Source organism: Winogradskyella vidalii, assembly GCF_013403955.1.
Classification (GTDB): domain Bacteria; phylum Bacteroidota; class Bacteroidia; order Flavobacteriales; family Flavobacteriaceae; genus Winogradskyella; species Winogradskyella vidalii.
The window spans coordinates 1-23,925 of the sequence record NZ_JABFDG010000002.1; the positions used below are offsets into that span (position 1 = coordinate 1).

The 23,925-nt window shown below is 33.7% G+C and carries 21 protein-coding genes; 12 read left to right on the plus strand and 9 right to left on the minus strand.

The features are described from left to right. Positions 1-580: 580 nt before the first annotated feature. The 6 genes from thrS to HM982_RS06820 all read left to right on the plus strand — a co-directional run bounded on the left by thrS (position 581) and on the right by HM982_RS06820 (position 8,164). A complete protein-coding gene (gene thrS, locus HM982_RS06795; protein ID WP_179352398.1) occupies positions 581-2,521 on the plus strand; it encodes a threonine--tRNA ligase in 1,941 nt (646 codons plus the stop codon). Positions 2,522-2,561: 40 nt separating this feature from the next. Further along, a complete protein-coding gene (infC, locus tag HM982_RS06800) occupies positions 2,562-3,110 on the plus strand; it encodes a translation initiation factor IF-3 (protein ID WP_179352804.1) in 549 nt (182 codons plus the stop codon). Positions 3,111-3,218: 108 nt separating this feature from the next. Beyond that, positions 3,219-3,416: a 50S ribosomal protein L35 gene (gene rpmI / locus HM982_RS06805; protein WP_026753164.1), complete on the plus strand. Its 198-nt coding sequence runs from the start codon at positions 3,219-3,221 to the stop codon at positions 3,414-3,416. A gap of 100 nt (positions 3,417-3,516) precedes the next feature. Continuing rightward, a complete protein-coding gene (gene rplT / locus HM982_RS06810) occupies positions 3,517-3,861 on the plus strand; it encodes a 50S ribosomal protein L20 (protein WP_179352399.1) in 345 nt (114 codons plus the stop codon). Positions 3,862-4,030: 169 nt separating this feature from the next. Further along, positions 4,031-7,288, plus strand: coding sequence for an amidohydrolase family protein (locus HM982_RS06815; protein WP_179352400.1), 3,258 nt, complete (start codon positions 4,031-4,033; stop codon positions 7,286-7,288). A gap of 72 nt (positions 7,289-7,360) precedes the next feature. After that, positions 7,361-8,164, plus strand: coding sequence for an HAD family hydrolase (locus HM982_RS06820; RefSeq protein ID WP_179352401.1), 804 nt, complete (start codon positions 7,361-7,363; stop codon positions 8,162-8,164). Here HM982_RS06820 and HM982_RS06825 read toward each other — a convergent pair. After that, positions 8,138-8,560 carry a secondary thiamine-phosphate synthase enzyme YjbQ gene (locus tag HM982_RS06825; RefSeq protein WP_179352402.1) on the minus strand — a complete coding sequence of 141 codons (423 nt, stop codon included), beginning with the start codon at positions 8,558-8,560 and terminating at the stop codon, positions 8,138-8,140. The two genes, HM982_RS06820 and HM982_RS06825, sit on opposite strands and share 27 nt — an antisense overlap. A 251-nt stretch (positions 8,561-8,811) precedes the next feature. Here HM982_RS06825 and HM982_RS06830 point away from each other — a divergent pair, with 251 nt between their 5' ends. Together HM982_RS06830 and HM982_RS06835 are read left to right on the plus strand one after the other, a co-directional pair. Then, a complete protein-coding gene (locus HM982_RS06830; protein ID WP_179352403.1) occupies positions 8,812-9,954 on the plus strand; it encodes an MFS transporter in 1,143 nt (380 codons plus the stop codon). A 45-nt stretch (positions 9,955-9,999) separates the two neighbouring features. Then, positions 10,000-10,767, plus strand: a complete 768-nt coding sequence (locus HM982_RS06835) for an AraC family transcriptional regulator (RefSeq protein ID WP_179352404.1) — start codon at positions 10,000-10,002, stop codon at positions 10,765-10,767. A 44-nt stretch (positions 10,768-10,811) separates the two neighbouring features. Here HM982_RS06835 and HM982_RS06840 read toward each other — a convergent pair whose 3' ends face one another. The 7 genes from HM982_RS06840 to tgt all read right to left on the minus strand — a co-directional run bounded on the left by HM982_RS06840 (position 10,812) and on the right by tgt (position 19,397). Continuing rightward, complete coding sequence (locus tag HM982_RS06840; protein WP_394354348.1) at positions 10,812-11,996, minus strand: asparagine synthetase B; 1,185 nt, start codon at positions 11,994-11,996, stop codon at positions 10,812-10,814. A 203-nt stretch (positions 11,997-12,199) separates the two neighbouring features. Continuing rightward, positions 12,200-13,234, minus strand: a complete 1,035-nt coding sequence (locus tag HM982_RS06845; RefSeq protein WP_179352406.1) for an AI-2E family transporter — start codon at positions 13,232-13,234, stop codon at positions 12,200-12,202. Between the two features lie 71 nt (positions 13,235-13,305). Continuing rightward, positions 13,306-14,838 carry a replicative DNA helicase gene (gene dnaB, locus HM982_RS06850; protein ID WP_179352407.1) on the minus strand — a complete coding sequence of 511 codons (1,533 nt, stop codon included), beginning with the start codon at positions 14,836-14,838 and terminating at the stop codon, positions 13,306-13,308. A 167-nt stretch (positions 14,839-15,005) separates the two neighbouring features. Further along, positions 15,006-15,959 (minus strand): acetyl-CoA carboxylase carboxyltransferase subunit alpha, encoded by a 954-nt coding sequence (locus HM982_RS06855; RefSeq protein ID WP_179352408.1) that lies wholly within the window; start codon positions 15,957-15,959, stop codon positions 15,006-15,008. 278 nt (positions 15,960-16,237) lie between these two features. Beyond that, positions 16,238-17,131, minus strand: coding sequence for a DMT family transporter (locus HM982_RS06860; RefSeq protein ID WP_179352409.1), 894 nt, complete (start codon positions 17,129-17,131; stop codon positions 16,238-16,240). After that, complete coding sequence (locus HM982_RS06865) at positions 17,118-18,194, minus strand: LptF/LptG family permease (RefSeq protein ID WP_179352410.1); 1,077 nt, start codon at positions 18,192-18,194, stop codon at positions 17,118-17,120. Before HM982_RS06865 ends, HM982_RS06860 begins: the two co-directional genes overlap by 14 nt. A 72-nt stretch (positions 18,195-18,266) precedes the next feature. Then, a complete protein-coding gene (gene tgt, locus HM982_RS06870; protein WP_179352411.1) occupies positions 18,267-19,397 on the minus strand; it encodes a tRNA guanosine(34) transglycosylase Tgt in 1,131 nt (376 codons plus the stop codon). Between the two features lie 320 nt (positions 19,398-19,717). Between tgt and HM982_RS06875 the strand changes: the two genes are divergently transcribed. From HM982_RS06875 to HM982_RS06885, 3 genes are read left to right on the plus strand one after another with little or no spacing between them, the layout of a single operon-like run. After that, positions 19,718-20,563, plus strand: coding sequence for a transketolase (locus HM982_RS06875; protein WP_179352412.1), 846 nt, complete (start codon positions 19,718-19,720; stop codon positions 20,561-20,563). 44 nt (positions 20,564-20,607) lie between these two features. Next, the gene (locus HM982_RS06880) at positions 20,608-21,561 is read left to right on the plus strand and encodes a transketolase family protein (protein ID WP_179352413.1); all 954 of its coding nucleotides are present in this window, start codon (positions 20,608-20,610) and stop codon (positions 21,559-21,561) included. A 54-nt stretch (positions 21,562-21,615) separates the two neighbouring features. Next, positions 21,616-22,221 (plus strand): outer membrane beta-barrel protein, encoded by a 606-nt coding sequence (locus tag HM982_RS06885; RefSeq protein WP_179352414.1) that lies wholly within the window; start codon positions 21,616-21,618, stop codon positions 22,219-22,221. 96 nt (positions 22,222-22,317) lie between these two features. Here the strand turns inward: HM982_RS06885 and HM982_RS06890 are convergent, their stop codons facing one another. Then, positions 22,318-23,385, minus strand: coding sequence for an FKBP-type peptidyl-prolyl cis-trans isomerase (locus tag HM982_RS06890; RefSeq protein WP_179352415.1), 1,068 nt, complete (start codon positions 23,383-23,385; stop codon positions 22,318-22,320). A 134-nt stretch (positions 23,386-23,519) separates the two neighbouring features. Here HM982_RS06890 and HM982_RS06895 point away from each other — a divergent pair, with 134 nt between their 5' ends. Continuing rightward, positions 23,520-23,891 (plus strand): RNA-binding S4 domain-containing protein, encoded by a 372-nt coding sequence (locus HM982_RS06895; protein ID WP_179352416.1) that lies wholly within the window; start codon positions 23,520-23,522, stop codon positions 23,889-23,891. The last annotated feature ends 34 nt before the right edge of the window (positions 23,892-23,925 follow it).

Here is a 23,925-nt window from a genome sequence, read left to right on the forward strand (position 1 = left end):
CTAAGCGGGTGCAAATATAAAACCCTTTTTTCATTCTCACAACTTTATTTTGAAAAAATATTTTTTTATTTTTTCTATGTTAAGGTTGTCTGGAAATGAACGTCTGAAACTTGACACGATGTCTTTGTTTCGGGGTGCAAATATAGATCCCTTTTCTAAACCCACAACCCTTTTTGTGAGTTTATTTTAATTTAATTTTTAAAGCGCTAATAATAAAGGTTATACATCTTACTTTTTTGGGTTTATATTTTTTTGGAACATAATTTACTTATGTTTCACTGTAAAAAACGGACAATTGAGATGGTTAAAGCTTAGTTTGGAGCTTGCGTTAGCGGTAGAAGCGGCATCCTTTTTTTTTAAAATATAGGCTAATGGCAGATTTACTATATATTAGGTATCGGCGTATTCTGCAAATAATCCTTATCCTAAAAAAAGATATAGCGGATGACGCGGCCCTTTTGCGCCTAAAAAGCAAAAGGGAAACGCCCATAAAACACAATACAATATTTATAGAAACTTCACTTTGTCTATTATATATATAGACTTATCTTTGTGAGCTAAAATTTATACTATATATATAATGATTAAAATTACTCTACCAGATGGTTCGGTTAGATCTTTTGAAAAAGATGTAACGCCTTATGAAGTGGCTAAAGACATAAGTGAAGGATTTGCTCGTAATGTCATCTCTGCGAAATTCAATGATACAACTGTTGAAACCACCACTCCATTAACAACAGATGGTAGTCTTACATTGTACACCTTTAGAGATGATGAAGGAAAAAAAGCCTTTTGGCATTCTTCGGCCCATGTTTTAGCACAGGCACTAGAGGAATTATATCCTAATGTAAAATTATGGGTTGGCCCTGCGATTGATAATGGCTTTTATTACGATGTTGATTTAGATGAAGGGGCTATTTCTGAAAAGGATTTTAAGACCATTGAAAATAAAATGATTGAGATTGCTAGAGGTAAACACGATTTTAAAATGCGTGATGTATCTAAAGCAGAAGCACTATCTTATTATAAAGATAAGAATGCATATAAAGTAGATCTAATTGAAAATCTAGAGGATGGAACAATTAGCTTCTGTGATCATTCTACGTTTACAGACTTATGTCGCGGTGGTCATATACCTAATACAGGTATTATAAAAGCTGTGAAGATATTAAGTGTTGCAGGTGCTTATTATAAAGGAGATGAAAACAATAAACAACTAACACGAGTTTATGGTGTTTCTTTTCCGAAACAAAAAGAACTTACAGAATATCTTCACTTACTTGAAGAAGCTAAAAAAAGAGACCATAGAAAGCTTGGTAAAGAGCTTGAGCTTTTTACATTTTCACAAAAAGTTGGGCAAGGTTTACCGCTTTGGTTACCAAAAGGAGCTGCATTGAGAGAGCGTTTAGAGAACTTTTTAAAAGCGGCACAAAAGAAAGCGGGTTACGAAATGGTGGTGACACCTCATATTGGGCAAAAAGAGCTTTATGAAACATCGGGTCATTATGCAAAATATGGTGCCGACAGTTTTCAGCCTATTACAACGCCTTCAGAAGGTGAAGAGTTTTTATTGAAACCAATGAATTGTCCGCATCATTGTGAAATTTATAATGCTAAGCCTTTTTCATATAAAGAATTACCTAAACGTTTTGCTGAATTTGGAACTGTTTATCGTTACGAACAAAGTGGAGAACTACATGGATTAACAAGAGTAAGAGGCTTTACTCAAGATGATGCTCACATTTTCTGTACACCTGACCAATTAGATGAAGAATTTAAAAATGTTATTGATTTAGTCTTATACGTTTTTGGTTCTTTAGGTTTTGAAAACTTTACGGCTCAAGTCTCTTTAAGAGATCCTGAGAATCCGGATAAATATATCGGTAGTGATGAGAACTGGAAAAAAGCCGAGGAAGCTATTCTAAGTGCCGCTAAAGACAAGGCGTTAAATTACGTTGTAGAAACTGGTGAAGCTGCTTTTTATGGCCCTAAACTAGACTTTATGGTTAAAGACGCCTTGGGAAGACAGTGGCAATTGGGTACAATTCAAGTCGATTATAATTTACCAGAGCGTTTTGATTTGACCTATAAAGGTAGTGATAATGAAATGCACAGACCGGTTATGATTCACCGTGCACCGTTTGGTAGTATGGAACGTTTTATCGCTATATTACTAGAACATACAGGCGGAAACTTCCCGTTATGGTTAATGCCAGAGCAGGCTATTATACTATCTATTAGTGAGAAATATGAAAAATACGCCCAAAAAGTTTTAAATGTGCTAGAAAATGACGAAATTCGCGCCCTCACAGATAACAGAAATGAAACTGTAGGTAAGAAAATTCGTGAAGCTGAAATGCAAAAGTTTCCGTTTATGATTATTGTCGGTGAGCAAGAAGAAAAAGATAATACAATAACAGTGCGCCAACATGGTGGTGAAGACCTAGGTACATTAACTGTAGAAGCTTTTTCTAAAATTGTAAAAGATAGAATAAGTAAAAGTTTAAAGACTTTTAAATAAGATAAAAATAAGTTTAATTTAAAATACAGAAGCCATAGCAATACGTAGAAACAGAAAGAATTATACAAGACGGGTATCTCAAGAAGATAAACACCGTATAAATTCTAAAATCAGATCTGAAGAAGTAAGACTAGTCGGAGATAATGTCGAAATAGGTGTTTATCCTATTAAAAAAGCTTTATCGATAGCCGATGAACAAGGTTTAGATCTTGTAGAGATATCGCCAAATGCGAAACCTCCTGTTTGTAAGGTTATGGATTATAAAAAATTCCTTTACGAACAGAAAAAAAGAGAAAAAGCGTTAAAATCTAAAGCAACAAAAGTCGTTGTTAAAGAAATTCGTTTTGGTCCTCAAACTGATGACCATGATTATGAATTTAAAAAGAAACACGCTGAAAAGTTCTTAAAAGATGGTGCTAAGCTAAAAGCTTTTGTATTCTTTAAGGGGCGATCGATTGTTTTTAAAGAACAAGGTCAAATTTTATTATTAAGATTAGCCCAAGATCTTGAAGAATACGGAAAAGTAGAGCAAATGCCAAAGCTTGAAGGAAAGCGAATGATAATGTTCATCGCACCTAAGAAAAAATAGCTTCGGCTATATTTCACTACCTGATTTAAGGTCGTAGAAATTAAAAAGAAACTGAACCTCGTTCAGCGAAAAAGAAATAAGCGAAACGTAAATATAAAAGAGGACAAAATGCCGAAAATGAAAACAAAATCGAGTGCTAAGAAACGTTTTAAATTAACGGGCACTGGTAAGATTAAAAGAAAGCACGCTTTTAAGAGTCATATCTTGACAAAAAAATCTAAAAAGCGTAAGTTAGCGTTAACTCATGATACATTAGTACATAAGGCTGACGAGAACAATGTTAAAATAATGTTACGTTTAAAGTAATCATATTTTAACCGGTTAAATTAAATTATAAACCCTGGAGTTAGGCTTCAAAAGAATTCGAAATTAACGAATCGCCTACTACAAAAAACAATTAAAAGAAATGCCAAGATCAGTAAATTCAGTAGCAAAAAGAGCCCGTAGAAAAAAGGTTCTTAAGCAAGCAAAAGGTTACTTTGGAAGACGTAAAAACGTTTGGACAGTAGCAAAAAATGCGGTTGACAAAGCGATGCAATACTCGTACAGAGACCGTAGAGTTAAAAAGAGAACATTCCGTTCGTTATGGATTATGCGTATTAACGCAGGTGCAAGACAGCATGGAATGAGCTATTCAAAATTTATGGGAGGATTAAAAGCTAATAATATCAACTTGAACCGTAAGGTGCTTGCTGATTTAGCCATGAATCACCCAGATGCTTTTGAAACCATAGTAAACAAAGTAAAATAAGGCTTTTAGCCAAATTAATAACAACATTTCGCTTATAAAAACCGATTCATTAATTTGAATCGGTTTTTTTATGTCTGTACCTAACGATTAAAGCTAAATCCAAAAAAGCATAGCTGTATCTAAATTCATTATTTATTTTTTAACTTACCATTCAATTAAAACCAATTTTATGAAGCGTATTCAACTCATTGCAACCCTCATTCTACTTGTTACTTTTAATACGTATAGCCAAGAAAAAGATACTTCTAAACCGTGGGATGTGTCTAATCCTGAAGGTGATTGGGATTTTAAAGATTTAAAACTATCGACTAACGAAGGGACTTGGATGAATCTCGATGTGAGCCCTGATGGTAAATCTATTGTTTTCGATTTATTAGGAGACATTTACAAGCTCGACATTAAAGGTGGCAAAGCCGAACTTCTAAGAGAAGGTTTAGCGTTTGAAATTCAACCTCGATTTAGTCCTGACGGACAACATATCTTATTTACAAGTGATGCAGGTGGTGGAGATAATATATGGGTGATGAACAGTGATGGTTCTGAAGCCAAACAAATCACAAAAGAAAGCTTCAGGTTATTAAACAATGCAATTTGGACACCAGATGGCGATTATATAATTGCCAGAAAACACTTTACTTCTGGCCGTTCTTTAGGTGCCGGAGAATTGTGGCTCTATCATAAAACAGGTGGTAGTGGTTTACAATTAACAAAAAAGAAAAATGACCAACAAGACGTTAATGAACCAACCATATCACCAGATGGTAAGTATTTATATTTTAGTGAAGATGTTTATCCAGGTGGTGCTTTTCAATATAACAAAGACCCCAACAGTCAGATTTATGTGATTAATCGCTATGATATGAAAACGGGTAAAATTACAAGAGTCACCGGTGGACCTGGAGGCGCTGCTCGTCCCCAAATCTCTAGAGATGGTAAAAAACTTGCTTTTGTAAAACGGGTTAGAACGAAATCTGTTTTATTTATCCATGATTTAGAAACTGGTGAAGAATGGCCAGTCTATGACCAACTTAATAAAGATCAGCAAGAAGCTTGGGCTATTTTTGGCGTTTATACAAACTTTAATTGGATGCCTAATAATGAAGATATCATTATATGGTCTGGTGGAAAAATTAATAAAATTAATATTAATTCGCTTCAAGTTTCAGATATTCCTTTTGAGGCCAATGCTACTATTAAAATAGCAAAAGCTATAGAGTTTGATACCCCTGTTGCTCCAGATACGTTTGAAGCAAAAGTGATTCGCCACGCGACAACCTCACCAGATGGAAAAACAGTGGTATTCAACGCCCTTGGTTATTTACACCTCCAAAAACTACCAAACGGAAAAGCAAAGCGTTTAACTACTGGAACAGATTTTGAATTTGAACCGACCTTTTCTCCTGATGGTAAAACCATTTCTTATGTAACTTGGAATGACGAAACGTTAGGTGCTATCTATTCAATTCCTTCAGCTGGAGGTCTACCTACAAAATTAACTTCAGAAAAAGGAATTTATAGAAACCCATCCTATTCACATGATGGAAAACACATCGTTTACCGTAAAGAGAGTGGTAATAATGAACAAGGTCGAACATTTTCAAAAAAACCTGGCTTATATATAATGAAGCAGGATGGCGCAAACACAAAATTTATAACCAAAGAAGGTGACTATCCTATGTTTAATGTTGATGATTCTAGAATTATCTATCAAAAAGGCGGACAGTTTTTTGGTGCTTTAACCAAAGAATTAAAAAGTGTAGACCTCAATGGTTTTGATGAGCGTACACTTGTAAAATCAAAACACGGTAATATTTTGGTTCCAAGTCCGGATAAAAACTGGATAGCATTTGTTCATCTACACAAAGTGTATTTAGCCCCTATGCCTAAACCTGGTAAGACTATTGATTTAACGGATAAAAGTAAGTTTGTCCCTGTTACACAACTATCTAAAGATGCCGGTATTAATTTGCATTGGTCTAAAAACAGCAAAACCTTACATTGGACCTTAGGTAACCAATATTTTTCAGCGAATGTAACTGAAGATTTAAAGCTTGTTGAAAAAGGGATCACCATTAACTTAGAAGCCAAAACTGATAAACCTTCCGGTAGAATTGCCTTTAAAGGTGCTCGAATAATCACTATGGAAGGTGATGCCATTATTGAAAATGGTACTATTGTAATCCATCACAATAGAATTGAGTCTGTTGGAGCTGCTTCAGAAGTAAAAATTCCTAGCGATGCAAAAGTATATGATGTAACCGGAAAGACAATTATGCCAGGAGTGGTCGATGCTCATGCGCATATTGGTGGTTTTAGATACGGACTAACGACTCAAAAACACTGGCAATTTTATGCCAATTTAGCTTATGGTGTAACAACCTCACATGATCCTTCCGCGCATTCTGAAACTGTTTTTGCACTTTCCGAATTACAAAAAACAGGAGAACTCGTTGGCCCACGCCTCTACTCTACAGGTTTTATACTTTATGGCGCAGAAGGTGATTTTAAAGCCGTAATCAACAACCTTGAAGATGCACGCTCATCGATTAGAAGAACTAAAGCTTTTGGTGCATTATCGGTTAAAAGTTATAACCAACCAAGACGAGAACAACGCCAACAAGTACTACAAGCTGCAAAAGAAGAAGGTATCTTTGTAGTACCCGAAGGAGGTTCTACATTTTATCACAATATCACCATGGTTATGGACGGCCATACTGGTGTAGAACACAATATTCCTGTAGCTCCTATATATAAAGATGTTTTAGAACTTTGGGGTAGCAGTAATGTGGGTTATACCCCAACACTAATTGTAAATTATGGCGGTATGAATGGTGAAATTTACTGGTATCAGAAAACCGATGTCTGGAAAAATGAAAAGCTGCTTAAATACACACCACGAGGTATTATTGATTCACGTTCTAGACATCGTGTCATGGTTCCGGATGAAGAATATGAAAATGGACATATATTGGTTTCTAAAACAACCAAAGCACTTAGTGATGCAGGTGTAAAAGTTAATCTTGGTGCACATGGTCAGTTACAAGGACTGGGAGCACATTGGGAAATGTGGTTGCTTCAACAAGGCGGCATGTCTAATCACGATGTACTTAAAGCTGCGACTATAAATGGTGCTAATTATATTGGTGCTGGTAAAGATATCGGTTCTCTAAAAAGGGGAAAATTAGCGGATTTAATTGTTATGGATAAAAACCCTTTAGAAGATATAAGACATTCAGAAAGCATTATTTACACTATGATTAATGGTCGATTATACGATACTGAAACTATGAATGAAATTGGAAATCACCCAAAAGAACGCTCCGAATTTTATTGGGAAAACAACAAATATAATCAAGCTTTTCCTTGGCATGAAACATCACAAAGTTTTACTAGAGAAACCTGTGGTTGCCATGTTGGTTCGCATTAAAACAAAACATCACTTCAGTTGTGAATCGGTGTTTATTTTCCGTAATTTGAATAAATTTTGATTTGTAATTCTATGAAAGACATAAAAATGGTTGTCAGTGATATGGATGGTACTTTGCTCAACTCTAATCATAAAGTGAGTTCCAAATTCTTTGAAATATTTAAACACTTAAAGGAACAGAATATTCAATTTGTTGCAGCTAGTGGAAGACCGTATTATAGCATTGTAGAGAAACTTCAACCTATAAAAAATGAAATTATCATCGTTGCCGAAAATGGGGGGTTAATTATGGAAAAAGAAGAACTGCTTCTTTCTTATGAATTTAATAAAAATCGGGTTAAAGAACTCTATACATTAGTGACAAATATAGAAGGTGCTTACCCTATATTTTGCACAAAACATCAAGCATTTATTCTCAGAGCATCGGACGACTTGGTTAAAACTTTTTCTGAATATTATTCGGTGTATACCCTAATAGATTCTTTTGAAGAAATTACAGACGATATTATTAAAATAGCTCTATATCACCCTACAAATGCTGAAACTAATATTTTTCCACATGTAAAACATTTAAAGCCTGAACTTAATGTTGTTGTTTCAGGAAATCATTGGGTAGATATTTCTGAAGCTATTACCAATAAAGGCAATGCGCTTACATTTTTACAAGAACAACTTGGTATAAATCCATCTGAAACCATGGTTTTTGGAGACTATAACAATGACATAGAAATGTTGAAATGTGCTAAATATAGCTATGCGATGGCTAATGCGCATCCAGATGTTAAGGCGGTTGCTACCTATAAAACAGAAACCAACGATAATAATGGCGTCGAATTAGTTTTAGAAGCACTAATTACCGAAAGCTGTAAGTACTAATCGTCTCCCTCCTGCTCTATTTCTATGTTCGCAAAGGTAAATGCCTTGCCAAATGCCAAGGTTAAGTTTTCCATTTGAAATAGGTATTTGAACAGATGTCCCCATTAAAGCAGCTTTTATGTGGGCAGGCATATCATCAGCACCTTCATAAGTATGTTTATAATAAGGTTGGTTTTCTGGTACCATTTTATTAATATGACTTTCAAAATCTAATCTTACCGTTGGATCAGCATTTTCATTAATAGTTAAACTTGCAGATGTGTGTTTAATAAACACTTGTAATTGACCGACATTGATTTCACTAATTTCTGGTATAGCATTTAACACTTCCGTGGTGATTAAATGAAAACCTCTTGAAAATGGTTGAAGTTGTATTTTTTTTTGGAAGAATTGCATACGCTTAAATTATTTTAATTCTACTATATACATTGTGCCTATTATTATTCATGAAAAAACGTTCAATATATTCTAAATTGTTTCTAAACAATAATAATTAATTTAATCTCTTTAGCGGTGTGGTTAACCCTTAAAGTTAACAATAAAATAAATACGGTTAAACTATCGTTTATAAATTCGATTTCCATTTTTGCATAGGATATTAGAAAAGAGGTATACCTATTCTTTGCAATTAATCTGACTTTTGCATTATGAATAAAATATCAAACTTCGGAATTTTTACCATCTTATTTGTTAGTAGCTTAACCATAATGGTTGGTACAGTCATCGCACCTTCATTGTCTGGAATTGTAAAACACAAGGACTTAGGTTTTTCAGCAAGCTGGCTAATTACCTTACCTTCATTAGGTGTTGTACTTTTTGCACCAATTGTGGGCCGATTGCTCAACCAATTAGGCACGCTAAAACTATTGCGTTTAGGTCTTCTACCTTATGCTATTTTTGGTTTTATAGGAGCATTTATTACTAATGATTATATATTAATAATAGATAGAATTTTACTTGGAGCAGCTACAGTAGCAATCCAAGTATCTGTAACCGCTTATATCGCCGACTTTTTTACAGGTGAAGCTCGAATGAAAATGATTGCTTGGCAAGGGATGTCTATTGAATTAGGAGGTGTTATCTTCTTAGCTATTGGTGGTATTTTGGGTGAAATAAATTGGCAATTTCCGTTTTACATTTACCTTATTGCACTACTGTGTTTATTTTTAGTGGCAATCACATTACCTAAACCTGAACATAAAATCGCAGATAAATCTGTTAACGAACCAACTGATAAAAAAAGTAAATCAAAAGTTAGACTCATTTTTGTGGCTTCACTTCTAGCTATGATGTTATTTTTTGTCGGTTTTGTTACGCTACCTTTATACTTACCGCAGTCGTTTGGTTTTAGTGAATCTGAAACAGGATATTTAATGGCTTCAATTTCTGTAGTCGCTATAATTACAGCAAGCCAGATGCCCAAAATGGTAAAAGCATTTGGTGATGGTAAAACGGTTGTGCTTGGTTTTATATTATTTATGCTCGGTTATTTGGTTTTAGCTAGCACAATGAGCCTGCCTTTTTTAATAGTAACTGTTATTTTTATAGGGACTGGTTTTGGATTTACAATCCCATTATTAAACCATATGATGCTTGAAGCGAGTACGCCTAATAACCAAGGAAAAAATTTGGGCTTATTTTCTATGGCTGTTTTTGGAGGGCAGTTCTTATCTACATTTATAGAATACGTTTCAGATAATTATACTGCTATATATGCTGTTTCGGTAGGTTTAGCTTTAATTATTGCCTGTACACTCTACATCATGTTTAAAAAATTATCAAAAAAATAAACTAGAAAAATTCTTCTTACTTTTGAAGCACACACTTCAAAATAGATGAATAACACGAATCATAAAAATAAATTTCAAATTATCCAACAACTTAAAAGTAATACCCAATTACTTTCTGGAAATTCTATGGGGATTTTTTTTGAATTTAAGACTCCATACCATTTAGCTATTCATTTTAAACCTTTAAATGAAGTATTTAAAAACAACATATTTAATAAAAGTGAAGGTCTTTTAATAAATTTTGAACGAGATCTTATTGATGAAGATGACATTGAATATGCATTAGATGTGATGTCACTTTTTAATAAATTCCCAGATTTTGTATTGACCAATGAGAATGAGATTGAGCAAATACATCATATCATTGACTTACTTAAAAAAGAGTTTTATAGTACTATGGTAACACACATTATGCTAAAGACTTTATTAAAGGTCTTGTTATTGCATTTAATTAGATATCAAAAAGATTGCTTTTTAAAACAAGATTTAAGTCAAAAAAGAGTATTTCAGTTTTTAGAATTAATGGAAATTCACTTTTTAGAACAAACTACGACTCATTTTTATGCCAAAGAAATAGGAATTAGTAGCAAACGCCTCAATCAAATTTTAAAAGAAAAACTTAATCTTACTGCAAAACAAATCATTCAACAACGCCAACTTACAGAAGCCAAACGTAAACTCATCAAAAGTGAAATTACCACTAAAGAGTTAGCGTACAAACTAGGTTTTGATTCTACGAGTAGTTTTTCAAGATTTTTTAAAAAACATATTGGTGTTAGTCCTTCTACTTTTAGGCAAGGGCACGATATATAAACAATACTGCAATTAAATTAATGAGGGTTTAATGGGAGAAAATTTTAAGTCTTCTGTTTCTTCTTTTTAGCTGCAGGAAATAATACGTTATTTAAAATTAAACGATAACCTGGTGATGTTGGATGTAAGTCTAATTCAGTCTTTGGGTCACCTACTCTATGCGTATAGTCTTCGGGATCATGACCTCCGTAAAACGTAAAAAAGCCTTTACCTTTAATACCGTGGATGTATTTGGCTTCGCCATTTGTTTTATTTTCTCCCATTACCAAAACATTAGATTTGATCTCCTCTCTGGTAAACGATGTGGTTTGTCCCATAAACCCTTTAACCAATGCGGTATGATTTTGGGTGAGCATACTTGGAATAGGGTCCCATTTTGCAGAATACTCCATTAAAGAAAAGTAGTCTGTTGTTTTAGGGATTTGGCGTTTTTGAGTCATATCTATAGAGGAAAACTCATAGACATTAGGACTACGTTCTAAAATATAATCTTTAAAAGCAAAGGTTTTAGAATAATCAATTTTATTTTGATATCCTGGGTCACTGGCATCACCATCAAACATCGGCTCACAAATATCTACACCCTCTGCAGATAAGGCGATATCAAAACTATCGGTCGCAGAGCACATGGCAAACATAAAACCACCACCAACTACATAATCACGTATTTTTAATGAAACCGCCAATTTTGCATCAGACACTTTAGAATATCCAAGCTTTTCAGCTAATGCTTCAGCACTTTTCTTTTCTTCAATATACCAAGCTGCAGAACGATACGCTCTGTAAAACTTACCGTATTGTCCTGTAAAATCTTCGTGATGTAAATGCAACCAATCGTAAAGTAATAACTCGTCGTTTAAAACCTCTTCATCATAAATGGTTTCATACGGAATTTCTGCATAGGTTAAGACCATGGTTACTGCATCATCCCATGGCTTTAATCCTGTGGGTGTGTAAACTGCAATTTTGGGTGCTTTTTCTAAAATAACAGCTTCTTGATTAACGGCAGGACTAGCAATATCTTCTAATATCTGAGCTGCTTTTGCATTAGAAATTACTTCAAACGAAACACCTCTAATTTGACATTCGCGTTGAATAATTTCAGCGTCTGGTAATAAGAATGAACCACCTCTGTAGTTGAGCAACCAATTCACTTTTAGTTCTCGCTCTAACGTCCAATAAGTAACGCCATATGCCTTAAGGTGATTTTTCTGAGTCTCAGCATCCATGGGAATCAGTATATAAGAAGCAAAAACATTACTACTTAAAACTAGCGCAAGACAACATAAGAGTATTTTTTTCAAGTTCATAAGTTTAAAACGAAATATAACTAATTTTTAGTCTATAGCATCTGAATTTATCATTCTTTTAAGACCAAAACGATACCGTTTAAAACTAAACCCCTGGATTGTTTAGCAAGTGAATACTATATTTATTTAATGGTCGTTTGATTACCAGATATTAAACTGGCAATAACTTTGGTTCCTTCAAACTGTTCTAAAATAATTTTGACAAAAACAGTGATAGGAATTGCCATTATTAAACCTGGAATGCCCCAAAGAAATCCCCAAAACATCAGCATAACTAAAACTGCTATTACATTTATAGAAAACGATTTTCCCATAAAAATAGGTTCTAAAATAGCACCAAACGTAACTTGAACAAGAGAAATAGCAAGTATAAAGAAGAATAATGTACTTGTTGGATCTAACTCTACAAAGGCAAATATAGACAACATAATTACAGAAATAAACGAGCCTACCATTTGTACAAAGTTGATGGCAAATGCAAATAATCCCCAAAATATTGGAAAGCTCACATCAAAAAACAAACACATTAAACCGGTGAATATTCCTGTTAGTGCACTCACTAAAAACTTCACTTTTATGAATTTAATAAGGTCATTTTCTATTTTCATAAAGGCTTTTATGGAGGTATGCTTACGTTTTAGCAACGTTATATTTAGCAACTTATGTACATTAATAGATTCTGCTAACCATAAAACCACAAAGAAAACGGTCATTAACAGGGATGTTAGAAATGAATTCAAAAACTCAAGTGTTGATCCTAAATTATCACCTTCAAAAAATTGACCAATGAAGTTTTCATCTTCTCCAAATTCAATTCCGAAATGGCTAGATAGATAAATTTTAAGGTCATCTAGTTTTAACTCGGCTTTATCTAAAAACTCGGTATGGTTTTCTAAAATCTGTTTACTTGATAATTGAATTAGCTCAATCCCTATTTTTAATCCCAATGCTACCAATAGTAATACAATAACAATACTCACAAATCTTGGCACACTTCTACGCCCTAACCATCGCATTAATGGTAGAAACAACAATGCAATAAACATTGAAAATATCAATGGAATGAATATAAAAGACAGAATCTTTAGTAAATAAAATACTAGAGGGACTACTAAAATTAACAACAAAACGTTTGTTGTACGTCTTTGATCTAACATGTGGCAATTTGGTTTTATCTAAAGCATGTAAAGATAAGCTAAAAACATTTTTTATTTTCAAAAAAAATGCTTTAAAACGGCACACCATCATCTTCTGGTCCACCAAATGCATCTGAGGCAGATGGGAAATTATCTGGACTAAAAGTGTTGTCGTTTGCAGCTTCATTCATTTTAGAGTGGAATTCTCCAAAAGGGGTATCAAAATCATCTAAATTATCGAACTTACCTAAGTGACCGATAAATTTCAATCTAATATTTTCTAAACCACCATTTCTGTGCTTTGCGACGATAAACTCACCTTGACCTTCGGTAGGTGAACGTTCTTCATCATCCCATTCATCAATTTTATAATATTCTGGTCTATAGATAAATGATACAATATCGGCATCTTGCTCAATCGCTCCAGATTCACGTAAATCTGAAAGTAAAGGTCGTTTACTTCCTCCACGTGTTTCAACCGCACGAGATAACTGTGATAAGGCGATTACAGGTACACTTAACTCTTTAGCCAAGGCTTTAAGGTTACGAGAAATCATAGAGATTTCTTGTTCACGGTTACCTCCTTTTTGACTTCCTCCTGCTGTCATTAATTGCAAGTAATCAATCATGATCATTTTTATACCATATTGCGAAGCTAATCGTCTTGCTTTTGCTCTAAGGTCAAAAATAGAAAGTGACGGGGTATCATCTATAAATAAAGGGGCTTTTTCTAAGGTTTTTACTTTTACGTTAAGCTGTTCCCATTCGTGTTTTTCAAGTTTTCCTGTTCTTAATTTTTCAGAAGACAATCCTGTTTCACTCGAAATTAAACGTGTTATTAATTGTACAGAAGACATCTCTAATGAGAAGAACGCTACGGGAATATTACTTTCTACAGCAACGTTACGAGCCATTGTTAATGTAAAAGCTGTTTTACCCATACCAGGACGAGCAGCTACAATGACTAAATCTGAAGGTTGCCAACCCGAAGTTAACTTATCGAGCTTGTCAAAACCAGAAGGAATACCACTCATCCCTTCTTTGTTAGAAATTTCTTCAATTTTCTTTTTAGCTTGTATAACTAAACTCTGAGCTGATTCTGTAGATTTTTTAACGTTACCCTGAGTCACTTCATATAATTTAGCTTCTGCAGTGTCTAGAAGGTCGAAGACATCTTGGGTTTCATCATAAGCATCTTCAATAATTTCGTTTGAAATTTTTATTAAACTTCGTTGAATATATTTTTGAAGAATAATACGTGCATGAAACTCAATATGAGCAGAAGATGACACACGTTGTGTTAAAGATATGAGGTAAAAATCGCCCCCAATCATATCTAATTTTTGGTCTTTTTTTAATTGGCTCGAAACGGTTAATAAATCAACAGGTTCACTGTTTTCAAATAATTTAAAAATAGATTCAAAGATGTGTTTATGCGCTTCTTTGTAAAAAGCGTCGGCACTTAAAATATCAATAACCTCATCGACACCCTTTTTATCAATCATCATTGCACCCAACACAACCTCCTCTAAATCAGTTGCTTGAGGTGGTATTTTTCCTTTTTCTAGGTTGATAATAGCGCTTTTATCTACTTTGTAGCCTTGTACTGGATTGGGTTGTTTCATAAGTAACAAAAGTAGTTAAATAGTGCTGACCAAATGCTTAAGAACGATTTACAATCTTAACAGGTCTTCAACAATTTAACTGTTAATAAGTTTGATTTATTGTTAATAGTGCCAAAAAAAACCGAAGCTAAAACTTCAGTTTTTAAAGTATCTTATGTTTTATGGATTTAATCTTTATAGACTCCCATAGTATCGTATTTCTCCATACGTTGATTTACTAAATCTTTTGGTGATAAGTTTTTAAGCTCTTCATAAGATTTAACAATCGCATTTTTTACAGAATTAAATGTTTTTGCTCTATCTGTATGCGCACCACCAAGAGGTTCTTTAATAATTTGATCAACTAATTTCATTCGCTTCATGTCTTTAGCTGTCAGTTTTAAAGCTTCTGCTGCTTGTTCTTTGTATTCCCAACTTCTCCATAGGATAGATGAGCAAGATTCTGGTGAAATTACAGAATACCAAGTGTTTTCTAACATCATCACACGGTCACCTACACCAATCCCTAAAGCACCACCAGAGGCACCTTCACCAATAATAATGGTTATGATTGGAACTTTAAGACGTGCCATTTCTAAAATATTTCTAGCTATCGCTTCACCTTGTCCACGTTCTTCCGCTTCTAAACCAGGATATGCACCAGGTGTATCTATTAAAGTGACCACAGGAATACCAAATTTTTCAGCAGACTTCATAAGTCTTAATGCTTTTCGGTAACCTTCTGGGTTAGACATTCCGAAATTACGATATTGTCTTGTTTTGGTATTATACCCTTTTTGTTGGCCGATAAACATGTAAGATTGATCTCCTATTTTACCTAAACCACCAATCATGGCCTTATCGTCTTTTACATTTCTATCACCATGTAGTTCTAAAAACGTATCACCACAAAGGGCGTTAATATGATCTAAAGTATAAGGTCGGTTAGGGTGACGAGATAATTGTACACGCTGCCATGCCGAAAGATTCTTATAGATATCTTTTTTAGTCACAGCCAATTTATTTTCTATCTGTTTACAGGTTTCAGAAACATCTACTTCACTTTCCTTTCCTATAATCTGACATTTATCTAGCTGTTCTTCTAGCTCTTTTATGGGTAATTCAAACTCTAAATATTCCATACAATTTGAAGTTAGTTTTTTGTTTAGTTAGTGCATCCATTTTAGTTAAAAACGCTCTTAAAAATGAATTGCGTTTGCAAACCTACGTATTCTAAATGTATTTTTTTAAAAATAAATTCAAAAGTAATACGCTTGAGATAAAACAAAAATAGGGATTCTAAAATAAAATATAAAAACTTAATAGTTAATAACCTGATATTGAAAAAGTACTAGTTCTAAGTTTAATTGAATATTGGCTACTTTTTTATGGCTAGCTTTTCACAAAAAAAATATACTAATCAAGATTTCGATTTTCTTCTTTTATAGTTTTTGAAAATGACATCTAATAAAACCGTCACCAAAATTAAGAGCGCACCGAAGTAAAACTGTAATGACATTTGTTCTGTATCTGGAAATAAAACTAAAGCTATGGCAATGCCATAAATAGGTTCTAAATTATAACTTAGAATTACAGTAAATGGACTTATATAACGCATGACTTTAACAGAACCTATAAACGCATAAGCAGTACAAATTGAAGCTAAAATGAAAAGATATAACCAATCGGAATTAGAAAGCGTAAAAAATTCAGCATTAAATGTTTGTCCTGTAAACAATATGAATACAGTTAGAAATAACACACCACTTACAAACTCATAAAACGAAATCACAGTGGCATTATAACGTTCTATAAAACGCCCATTGATAACTGCAAATAGTGTTGATAATAATGCTGAGAGCAAACCTAAAATTATTCCGTTGATATAATGCATTTCACTACTGGTGATTAAAGCTACACCTAGGATAACCACAACACCAAATAAAATCTCATAACCTAGAATCCGACGTTTAAAGAAAACGGGTTCTATAAAAGAGGCAAAAAAAGCACCGGAAGAAAACATAGCTAAAGCAATGGAAACGTTAGCTTGGTTAATGGCTTCAAAAAAAGTTATCCAATGAAGCGCAATAATAACACCTGCCGCGAAAAACTGCCAGAATGTTTTTCTTGTAATTTTTATATTAAGTTTTATAATTTTTATGTAGATAAACATAAAAACACTAGCCATTACCATTCTGTACCATACCAATTCTAAAGCACCAATGGTAATCAGTTCTCCAAGTATTGCAGTAAAGCCAGCAATTAATACTAGAACATGTAAGTGTAAATAATGCTTTAGTTTAGCGTTTGGCATTTTGCAACAGGTAAATCGCTAAAATACCAAATATTACATTAGGAAACCACACAGCAACCACAGCTGGAAAATCGGACTGCTCTGCCATGACACCAAAAACTTTATCGAAGAAGACATAAATCATTGCAATAGCAATACCTACAGCTAAATTAACCCCCATACCACCGCGTCGTTTTACAGAAGATACTGCAACTGCGATAATGGTTAGAATAAATATGGAAACAGGTAAACTCCATTTTTTTAATTTCACTACTTCATAGCGTCCAATATTAGGAGATCCTCTACGTTTTTCGGCTGCAATAAATTTGAGTAATTCATTATAAGATTTTGTTTCTGCAGCATACTGAACGGGTGTGAGATCTTCGAGTTCAAAAGGTAAATCTAGCTCTTTTCGATTTTCTTTTTCTACAGTTTCAATACCGTTTTCAAAAGAACGTTTTAAATAATTCACAAGTCTATAAGCACTGTCTTTATCTATATATCGAATATTATCTGCAAAAATCTTATACTTTAACTCATTACCTTCAAAATGTTCGTAAGTAAAGTTTTGTCCTGTACTGTTTGAAGGGATGAAGTTACTGACATAGATATAATCATTATCATTAATTTGCTGATAAACATCTCTAGTCTGTTGTATGTTTTTGTTGTTTTTTAGATATTTAAACTTAAATTCATTGAAACCTTGACTAGCAATAGGTGCTAAATACATGCCTAAAAACAGCGCAAAAATAGCGACTATACTGGCACCAATCATATAAGGTCTAAGAAACCTAGAGAAAGACACCCCAGAACTTAAAAAAGCAACAACCTCTGTATTGTTTGCTAATTTTGAGGTAAACCAAATCACGGAAAGAAATAAGAATAGCGGAAATAACAAATTGGCAAAATAGACCGTAAAATTCATGTAATAAAAAATCACTTCACCAAAAGGTGCTTCATTTTCTATTATTCTTCCTACTTTTTCTGCTAAATCTACTGTAATTCCGATAGGAACAAACAGCAATAACATCATTAAAAATGTAAATAAATACCGTTTTAATATATACCAATCTAGGATTTTCAAACTTCTTATTATTATTTGTTTTGACGTTTTTCTTATGTTAGCAGCCTAAACTTTGGCTTCCTACTTTTATGTTTACAATCGGTTATCCATTTGTTTCACCATTTTCTCTTTCCAAGTTCTAAAATCACCTGCTATAATATGTTTTCTAGCTTCTCTAGTTAACCAAAGGTAAAAACCAAGATTATGTATGGTTGCAATTTGTTTTCCTAACAGTTCATTAACCGTAAATAAGTGTCTTAAATAAGCTTTACTATATTCGGTATCTACAAATGTTATTCCCATTTCATCTACAGGCGAAAAATCGTTTGCCCATTTTAAATTTTTAATATTTATAGAGCCGTGTGCTGTAAATAGCATTCCATTTCTAGCGTTTCGTGTAGGCATCACACAATCAAACATATCTACACCTAAGGCAATATTTTCTAAGATATTGATTGGTGTCCCCACGCCCATTAAATAGCGTGGTTTATCTTCTGGTAAAATGCTACAAACCACATCCGTCATGGCATACATTTCTTCTGCAGGCTCCCCTACTGAAAGTCCTCCAATAGCATTCCCTTCTGCTCCAGCATTGGCAATATATTCTGCTGATTGTTTTCTTAAATCTTTATAAGTGCTTCCTTGTACAATAGGGAAAAACGTTTGCTCATAATCGTATTTAAAAGGGGTCTTTTTAAGATGCGTTAAACAACGTTCTAACCAACGATGCGTCATATGCATTGATCGTTTGGCATAGTTATAATCGCAGGGATATGGCGTACATTCATCAAAAGCCATAATAATATCGGCTCCAATACTACGCTGTACTTCCATTACATTTTCTGGTGTAAACACATGATAACTACCATCTATATGCGACTTAAATTTTACGCCTTCTTCTTTAATTTTTCGATTTGAAGACATCGAATACACCTGATAACCACCAGAATCGGTTAAAATATTACGATCCCAGTTCATAAACTTATGGAGACCTCCTGCTTGTTCTAAAATAGGCGTTTGCGGTCTTAAATATAAATGGTAGGTGTTTCCTAATATTATATCCGGGTTAATCTCTTCTTTTAATTCGCGTTGGTGCACACCTTTTACAGAAGCTACCGTACCAACTGGCATAAAAATAGGTGTTTCTATGGTGCCATGATCAGTGGTAATGGTTCCTGCTCTGGCCTTCGTTTCTTTGTCAGTTGCTATTTTTTGAAATTTCATGCGTATTCACTTATTGTTTTTCAATGGATATCCTGAAAGCAATCAGAACTATTCATTATTAATCAACCTCCTGCTGATAAAATTTTGAATATACAAGTTTCATTACATCTAGGTCGGACGGCAAATATAAATAACTCTTTAACATTCCTTCTTAAATTAAATTTAAAAAATGAACTTCTAAAAAAATGTTATTCAGAATTTAAAGGTTTTCAGAATATTGTTAGCAAATTACAGAATTCGTTAATAAGTGCACTAAATCAACTTTTGATTAAGTCCCCTTAAAAAGCTATTTTTGCATTATAAAACTTAAGCAACATAACATGCCAAACATTAAAGAATTAACTGATTTAACAACACAAGTTCGTAGAGATATTTTACGAATGGTACACAAGGTAAACTCTGGTCACCCTGGAGGATCATTAGGTTGTGCCGAATTTTTTGTATCACTTTACCAAAACCTTATGGAAACCAAAGATGGTTTTGATATGAATGGTACTGACGAAGATTTATTTTTCCTTTCAAACGGACATATTTCACCTGTATATTATAGTGTATTGGCGAGATCAGGCTACTTTCCTGTTGAAGAATTAAACACCTTTAGAATTATTGATTCGCGTTTACAAGGACACCCAACAACACACGAAGGTTTACCTGGTATCCGCATTGCATCTGGCTCTTTAGGTCAAGGTATGTCTGTTGCTATTGGAGCTGCACAAGCAAAGAAATTAAATAATGATGATCACCTTGTTTACAGTCTTCATGGAGATGGTGAATTACAAGAAGGTCAGAACTGGGAAGCTATAATGTATGCTTCAGCTAAAAAAGTAGATAATCTTATTTCTACCGTCGATTTAAACCAACAACAAATTGATGGTTCTACCGATGATGTTCTTCCAATGGGAAGTATTAGAGCAAAATTTGAAGCTTTTGGTTGGACTGTTTTAGATATTGAAAAAGGTAACGATATCGAAGCTGTTCTTGAAGGTATGAAAGAAGCTAAATCTTTAACAGGAAAAGGGAAACCTGTTTGCGTTCTTTTACATACCGTTATGGGTAATGGCGTTGATTTTATGATGCACACTCACGCGTGGCATGGAAAAGCACCGAACGATGAGCAATTAAAAGAAGGTTTATCTCAGAATCCTGAAACTTTAGGAGATTATTAAATTAAAGACTAATTAAAAAAATACCCACTCTTGTGGGCATTATTATGAAAACATACACATACACAGAAAAAAAAGATACAAGAAGTGGTTTTGGAGCTGGTTTAGCAGAACTAGGAAGAACAAATCCTAATGTTGTAGCACTTTGTGCAGATTTAATTGGATCTTTAAAAATGGATGAATTCATTAAAGAAAATCCTGAACGTTTTTTCCAAATCGGTATTGCAGAAGCCAATATGATGGGTATCGCTGCTGGTTTAACTATTGGTGGAAAAATTCCATTTACTGGTACGTTTGCTAACTTCTCAACAGGTCGAGTTTATGATCAAATTCGCCAATCAATTGCTTACTCTGGTAAAAATGTAAAAATTTGTGCATCTCATGCTGGTTTAACTTTAGGAGAAGATGGTGCAACACATCAAATATTAGAAGACATAGGCTTAATGAAAATGTTACCAGGAATGGTTGTTATTAATCCATGTGACTACAATCAAACTAAAGCAGCAACTATTGCTATTGCAGAATATGATGGCCCTGTTTATTTGAGATTTGGCCGTCCTTCTGTGCCAATTTTCACGCCTGCTGATCAGAAATTTGAAATCGGAAAAGCTATTCAATTTACTGAAGGTACAGATGTTACTATCGTAGCTACTGGTCATTTAGTTTGGGAAGCTTTAGAAGCTTCAAAAGCATTAAACGAGGCTGGTATATCTGCTGAAGTAATTAATATACACACTATTAAACCCTTAGATGATAAAGCTATTTTAGATTCTGTTGCAAAAACAGGATGTATTGTAACTGCAGAAGAACACAATTACCTTGGTGGTCTTGGCGAAAGCGTTGCTAGAGTTTTAGCACAGCATCACCCAACACCTCAAGAATTTGTTGCTACCAACGATACTTTTGGTGAATCTGGAACTCCTGTACAATTGATGGATAAATACGGTTTAAATAGTGCAGCTATTCAAAAAGCAGTTAAAAAAGTACTGAAAAGAAAATAATTTTATTTTGGCATCGTTTTGGATAGTAACTTTCTAATCTTAAAAACGAACATTATGAAACATTTAAAAAAATCAGTTGCCCTGACTATATTCTTAGCTTTTGCAGGATTTAGTATTAGTGCCAATGCCCAGAGTGAAAGTACATTTGGAATTAAAGGCGGTTTAAATTACAGTGCTAATGGCGATTATTTCGAATCTGCTAGTACTAATGCCCAACATCCAGACCGTAATATTGGATATCATATTGGTCTTTTTGGTAAAATTGGAAACAAACTTTATTTGAGACCAGAGCTAGTTTATACCGCAACTAAAAGTGATTATACCAGTGATGAGTTTTCCGTAAAGAAAATTGATGCTCCAGTATTGGTTGGAATAAAAGTATTAGGTCCTGTTAGTGTTTTTGCTGGCCCATCATTCCAATATATTTTAGATACAGAATTTGACGGTATCAATATAAATGATGTAGAAGATGATTTTTCTGTTGGTTTAAACTTTGGAATTGGTCTTAACTTTAATACAATAGGCATTGATTTAAGATACGAAAGAGGGTTTAACCACAACGAAGCCACTTTTATGGATAATAACTTAGGCGCTGGAATTGTAAGTAGAATTGATACCAGACCCGACCAGTTAATTTTAAGTCTATCTATTGGACTTTAAATTATTAATAACACTTTTTATATCATAAGAAAGCCGCTCAGTAAATGAGCGGCTTTCTTTATAAATTCTATTTATATCGTTTTATTTCTAAACAATTTACTCATTAGTTTCATTATAATTAATCGTAATCGTTGGGTCTAAATAGTCTGGTATTGTATCACTATTAGAATCTGCTATAGTCACTGTTTTAAGAGTCACAGAACCATCATTGTTTTGTGTTCTACTTCTTACAAATTCATTTTCAGCAAGTGTAGGTCCATCTGAATCTTCAGGGAAATAAGGCTCATATGTTGTAGGTATTAATTCATCAATGGTTAACACATCATCACCATCATCATCTCGATCAATAAAATTAGGAAGACCATTATCGTCGGTATCATCACTATAAAGATCTGAATCGTTATCTATATCTTCAGCATAACAAGGAATACCGTCATTGTCATGATCAACCACTTCGAACTGTAATAAATCAAATTTAAAAATAAGGTTGTCATAAGAACTTCCTGTAACTGAACTAGAGAAATAAGCTAAGCCAGAAGGTATAAACATCATCCCCATACCATAATTTGTATAGTCTACACTCCCATTGTATAAATCCCAATTATCAGCAGTTTTAAACGTGGGCAATACCAATTGCCATGCTCTAATAGCTCCATCTATATCATAACCATTGCCGTGTAGGTAAAGGTCAATTGGTGTTACTCTAAAATCAAAGATATCGCCATCACTTACTGAACTGCCTTCATATCTAACACGTACACGATCCGTATACATTGGTGAATCTCCCTCGCCTTGAGTAATATTTAATACATAATACTCATAATTAACATCTAAATATTCTGTTGTTCTGGTTTCTACTGCTTGAGAAAGTAAAGTGTTATTTTCTGGATCTGGCAATGCTAAATAATTACCATCTTCATCCGTTGGCAACTCGCTAATAATCACATCAGAGTAGCTGTAAGTACCTTCATTTTCAAAAAAGCCAGAATTATAATAATGAGAACTTAAATACGCTAACAAAGAATCTTTATCTATTGCTTGTTGCTCAGTTCTATCGGCTTCAACAAAGGGTACTGTGTCGTCATCATCATCACTATTACAAGAAAAAAATAAGGTTGTTATAGTTAACAAGTAAAGACTTAATCTCAAGGTTTTTATTTTCATAGACGTTTATATTGTTCATCTTTAACCACCACAGTTAAAGTATGAAGTTCATTATTGCTAATTTTTAAGCCGCAAGATACAATAATATAATATTTTTGTACTATTCTATTAACGTAGTTTTTAGTAAAAAAGATATGCGAATTGACAAATATTTATGGTGTGTGCGGTATTACAAGACAAGAAGTATTGCCACAAAAGCTTGCAAAAAAGGACAGGTAAAAGTTAATGGTTCTGCAGTTAAACCCTCTAGAGAAGTTTTTCCTACCGATAAAATTGAACTGAGAAAAGACCAAATCATCTATCAATTAACTGTTAATGATTTACCCCCAAATCGTGTGGGTGCAAAACTAGTTGACATCTATAGAGTTGATACAACACCTAAATCTGCTTTTGAGGCTAAGGAGCTTTTAAAATACAGTAAAGATTACTATCGGAAAAAAGGTACAGGAAGACCGACTAAAAAAGACCGTCGTGATATTGATGACTTTTATGATGAGGAAGAATAATTTTATAGCATTGAAGCTAAGTTACCAACCTCGA

Excerpts from the sequence above, each read along its gene's own strand:
- thrS (WP_179352398.1), top strand. The coding sequence starts at position 581 with ATGATTAAAATTACTCTACCAGATGGTTCGGTTAGATCTTTTGAAAAA.
- rpmI (WP_026753164.1), top strand. The coding sequence starts at position 3,219 with ATGCCGAAAATGAAAACAAAATCGAGTGCTAAGAAACGTTTTAAATTA.
- rplT (WP_179352399.1), top strand. The coding sequence starts at position 3,517 with ATGCCAAGATCAGTAAATTCAGTAGCAAAAAGAGCCCGTAGAAAAAAG.
- HM982_RS06815 (WP_179352400.1), top strand. The coding sequence starts at position 4,031 with ATGAAGCGTATTCAACTCATTGCAACCCTCATTCTACTTGTTACTTTT.
- HM982_RS06820 (WP_179352401.1), top strand. The coding sequence starts at position 7,361 with ATGAAAGACATAAAAATGGTTGTCAGTGATATGGATGGTACTTTGCTC.
- HM982_RS06825 (WP_179352402.1), bottom strand. The coding sequence starts at position 8,560 with ATGCAATTCTTCCAAAAAAAAATACAACTTCAACCATTTTCAAGAGGT.
- HM982_RS06830 (WP_179352403.1), top strand. The coding sequence starts at position 8,812 with ATGAATAAAATATCAAACTTCGGAATTTTTACCATCTTATTTGTTAGT.
- HM982_RS06835 (WP_179352404.1), top strand. The coding sequence starts at position 10,000 with ATGAATAACACGAATCATAAAAATAAATTTCAAATTATCCAACAACTT.
- HM982_RS06840 (WP_394354348.1), bottom strand. The coding sequence starts at position 11,996 with ATGGATGCTGAGACTCAGAAAAATCACCTTAAGGCATATGGCGTTACT.
- HM982_RS06845 (WP_179352406.1), bottom strand. The coding sequence starts at position 13,234 with ATGTTAGATCAAAGACGTACAACAAACGTTTTGTTGTTAATTTTAGTA.
- dnaB (WP_179352407.1), bottom strand. The coding sequence starts at position 14,838 with ATGAAACAACCCAATCCAGTACAAGGCTACAAAGTAGATAAAAGCGCT.
- HM982_RS06855 (WP_179352408.1), bottom strand. The coding sequence starts at position 15,959 with ATGGAATATTTAGAGTTTGAATTACCCATAAAAGAGCTAGAAGAACAG.
- HM982_RS06860 (WP_179352409.1), bottom strand. The coding sequence starts at position 17,131 with ATGCCAAACGCTAAACTAAAGCATTATTTACACTTACATGTTCTAGTA.
- tgt (WP_179352411.1), bottom strand. The coding sequence starts at position 19,397 with ATGAAATTTCAAAAAATAGCAACTGACAAAGAAACGAAGGCCAGAGCA.
- HM982_RS06875 (WP_179352412.1), top strand. The coding sequence starts at position 19,718 with ATGCCAAACATTAAAGAATTAACTGATTTAACAACACAAGTTCGTAGA.
- HM982_RS06880 (WP_179352413.1), top strand. The coding sequence starts at position 20,608 with ATGAAAACATACACATACACAGAAAAAAAAGATACAAGAAGTGGTTTT.
- HM982_RS06885 (WP_179352414.1), top strand. The coding sequence starts at position 21,616 with ATGAAACATTTAAAAAAATCAGTTGCCCTGACTATATTCTTAGCTTTT.
- HM982_RS06890 (WP_179352415.1), bottom strand. The coding sequence starts at position 23,385 with ATGAAAATAAAAACCTTGAGATTAAGTCTTTACTTGTTAACTATAACA.
- HM982_RS06895 (WP_179352416.1), top strand. The coding sequence starts at position 23,520 with ATGCGAATTGACAAATATTTATGGTGTGTGCGGTATTACAAGACAAGA.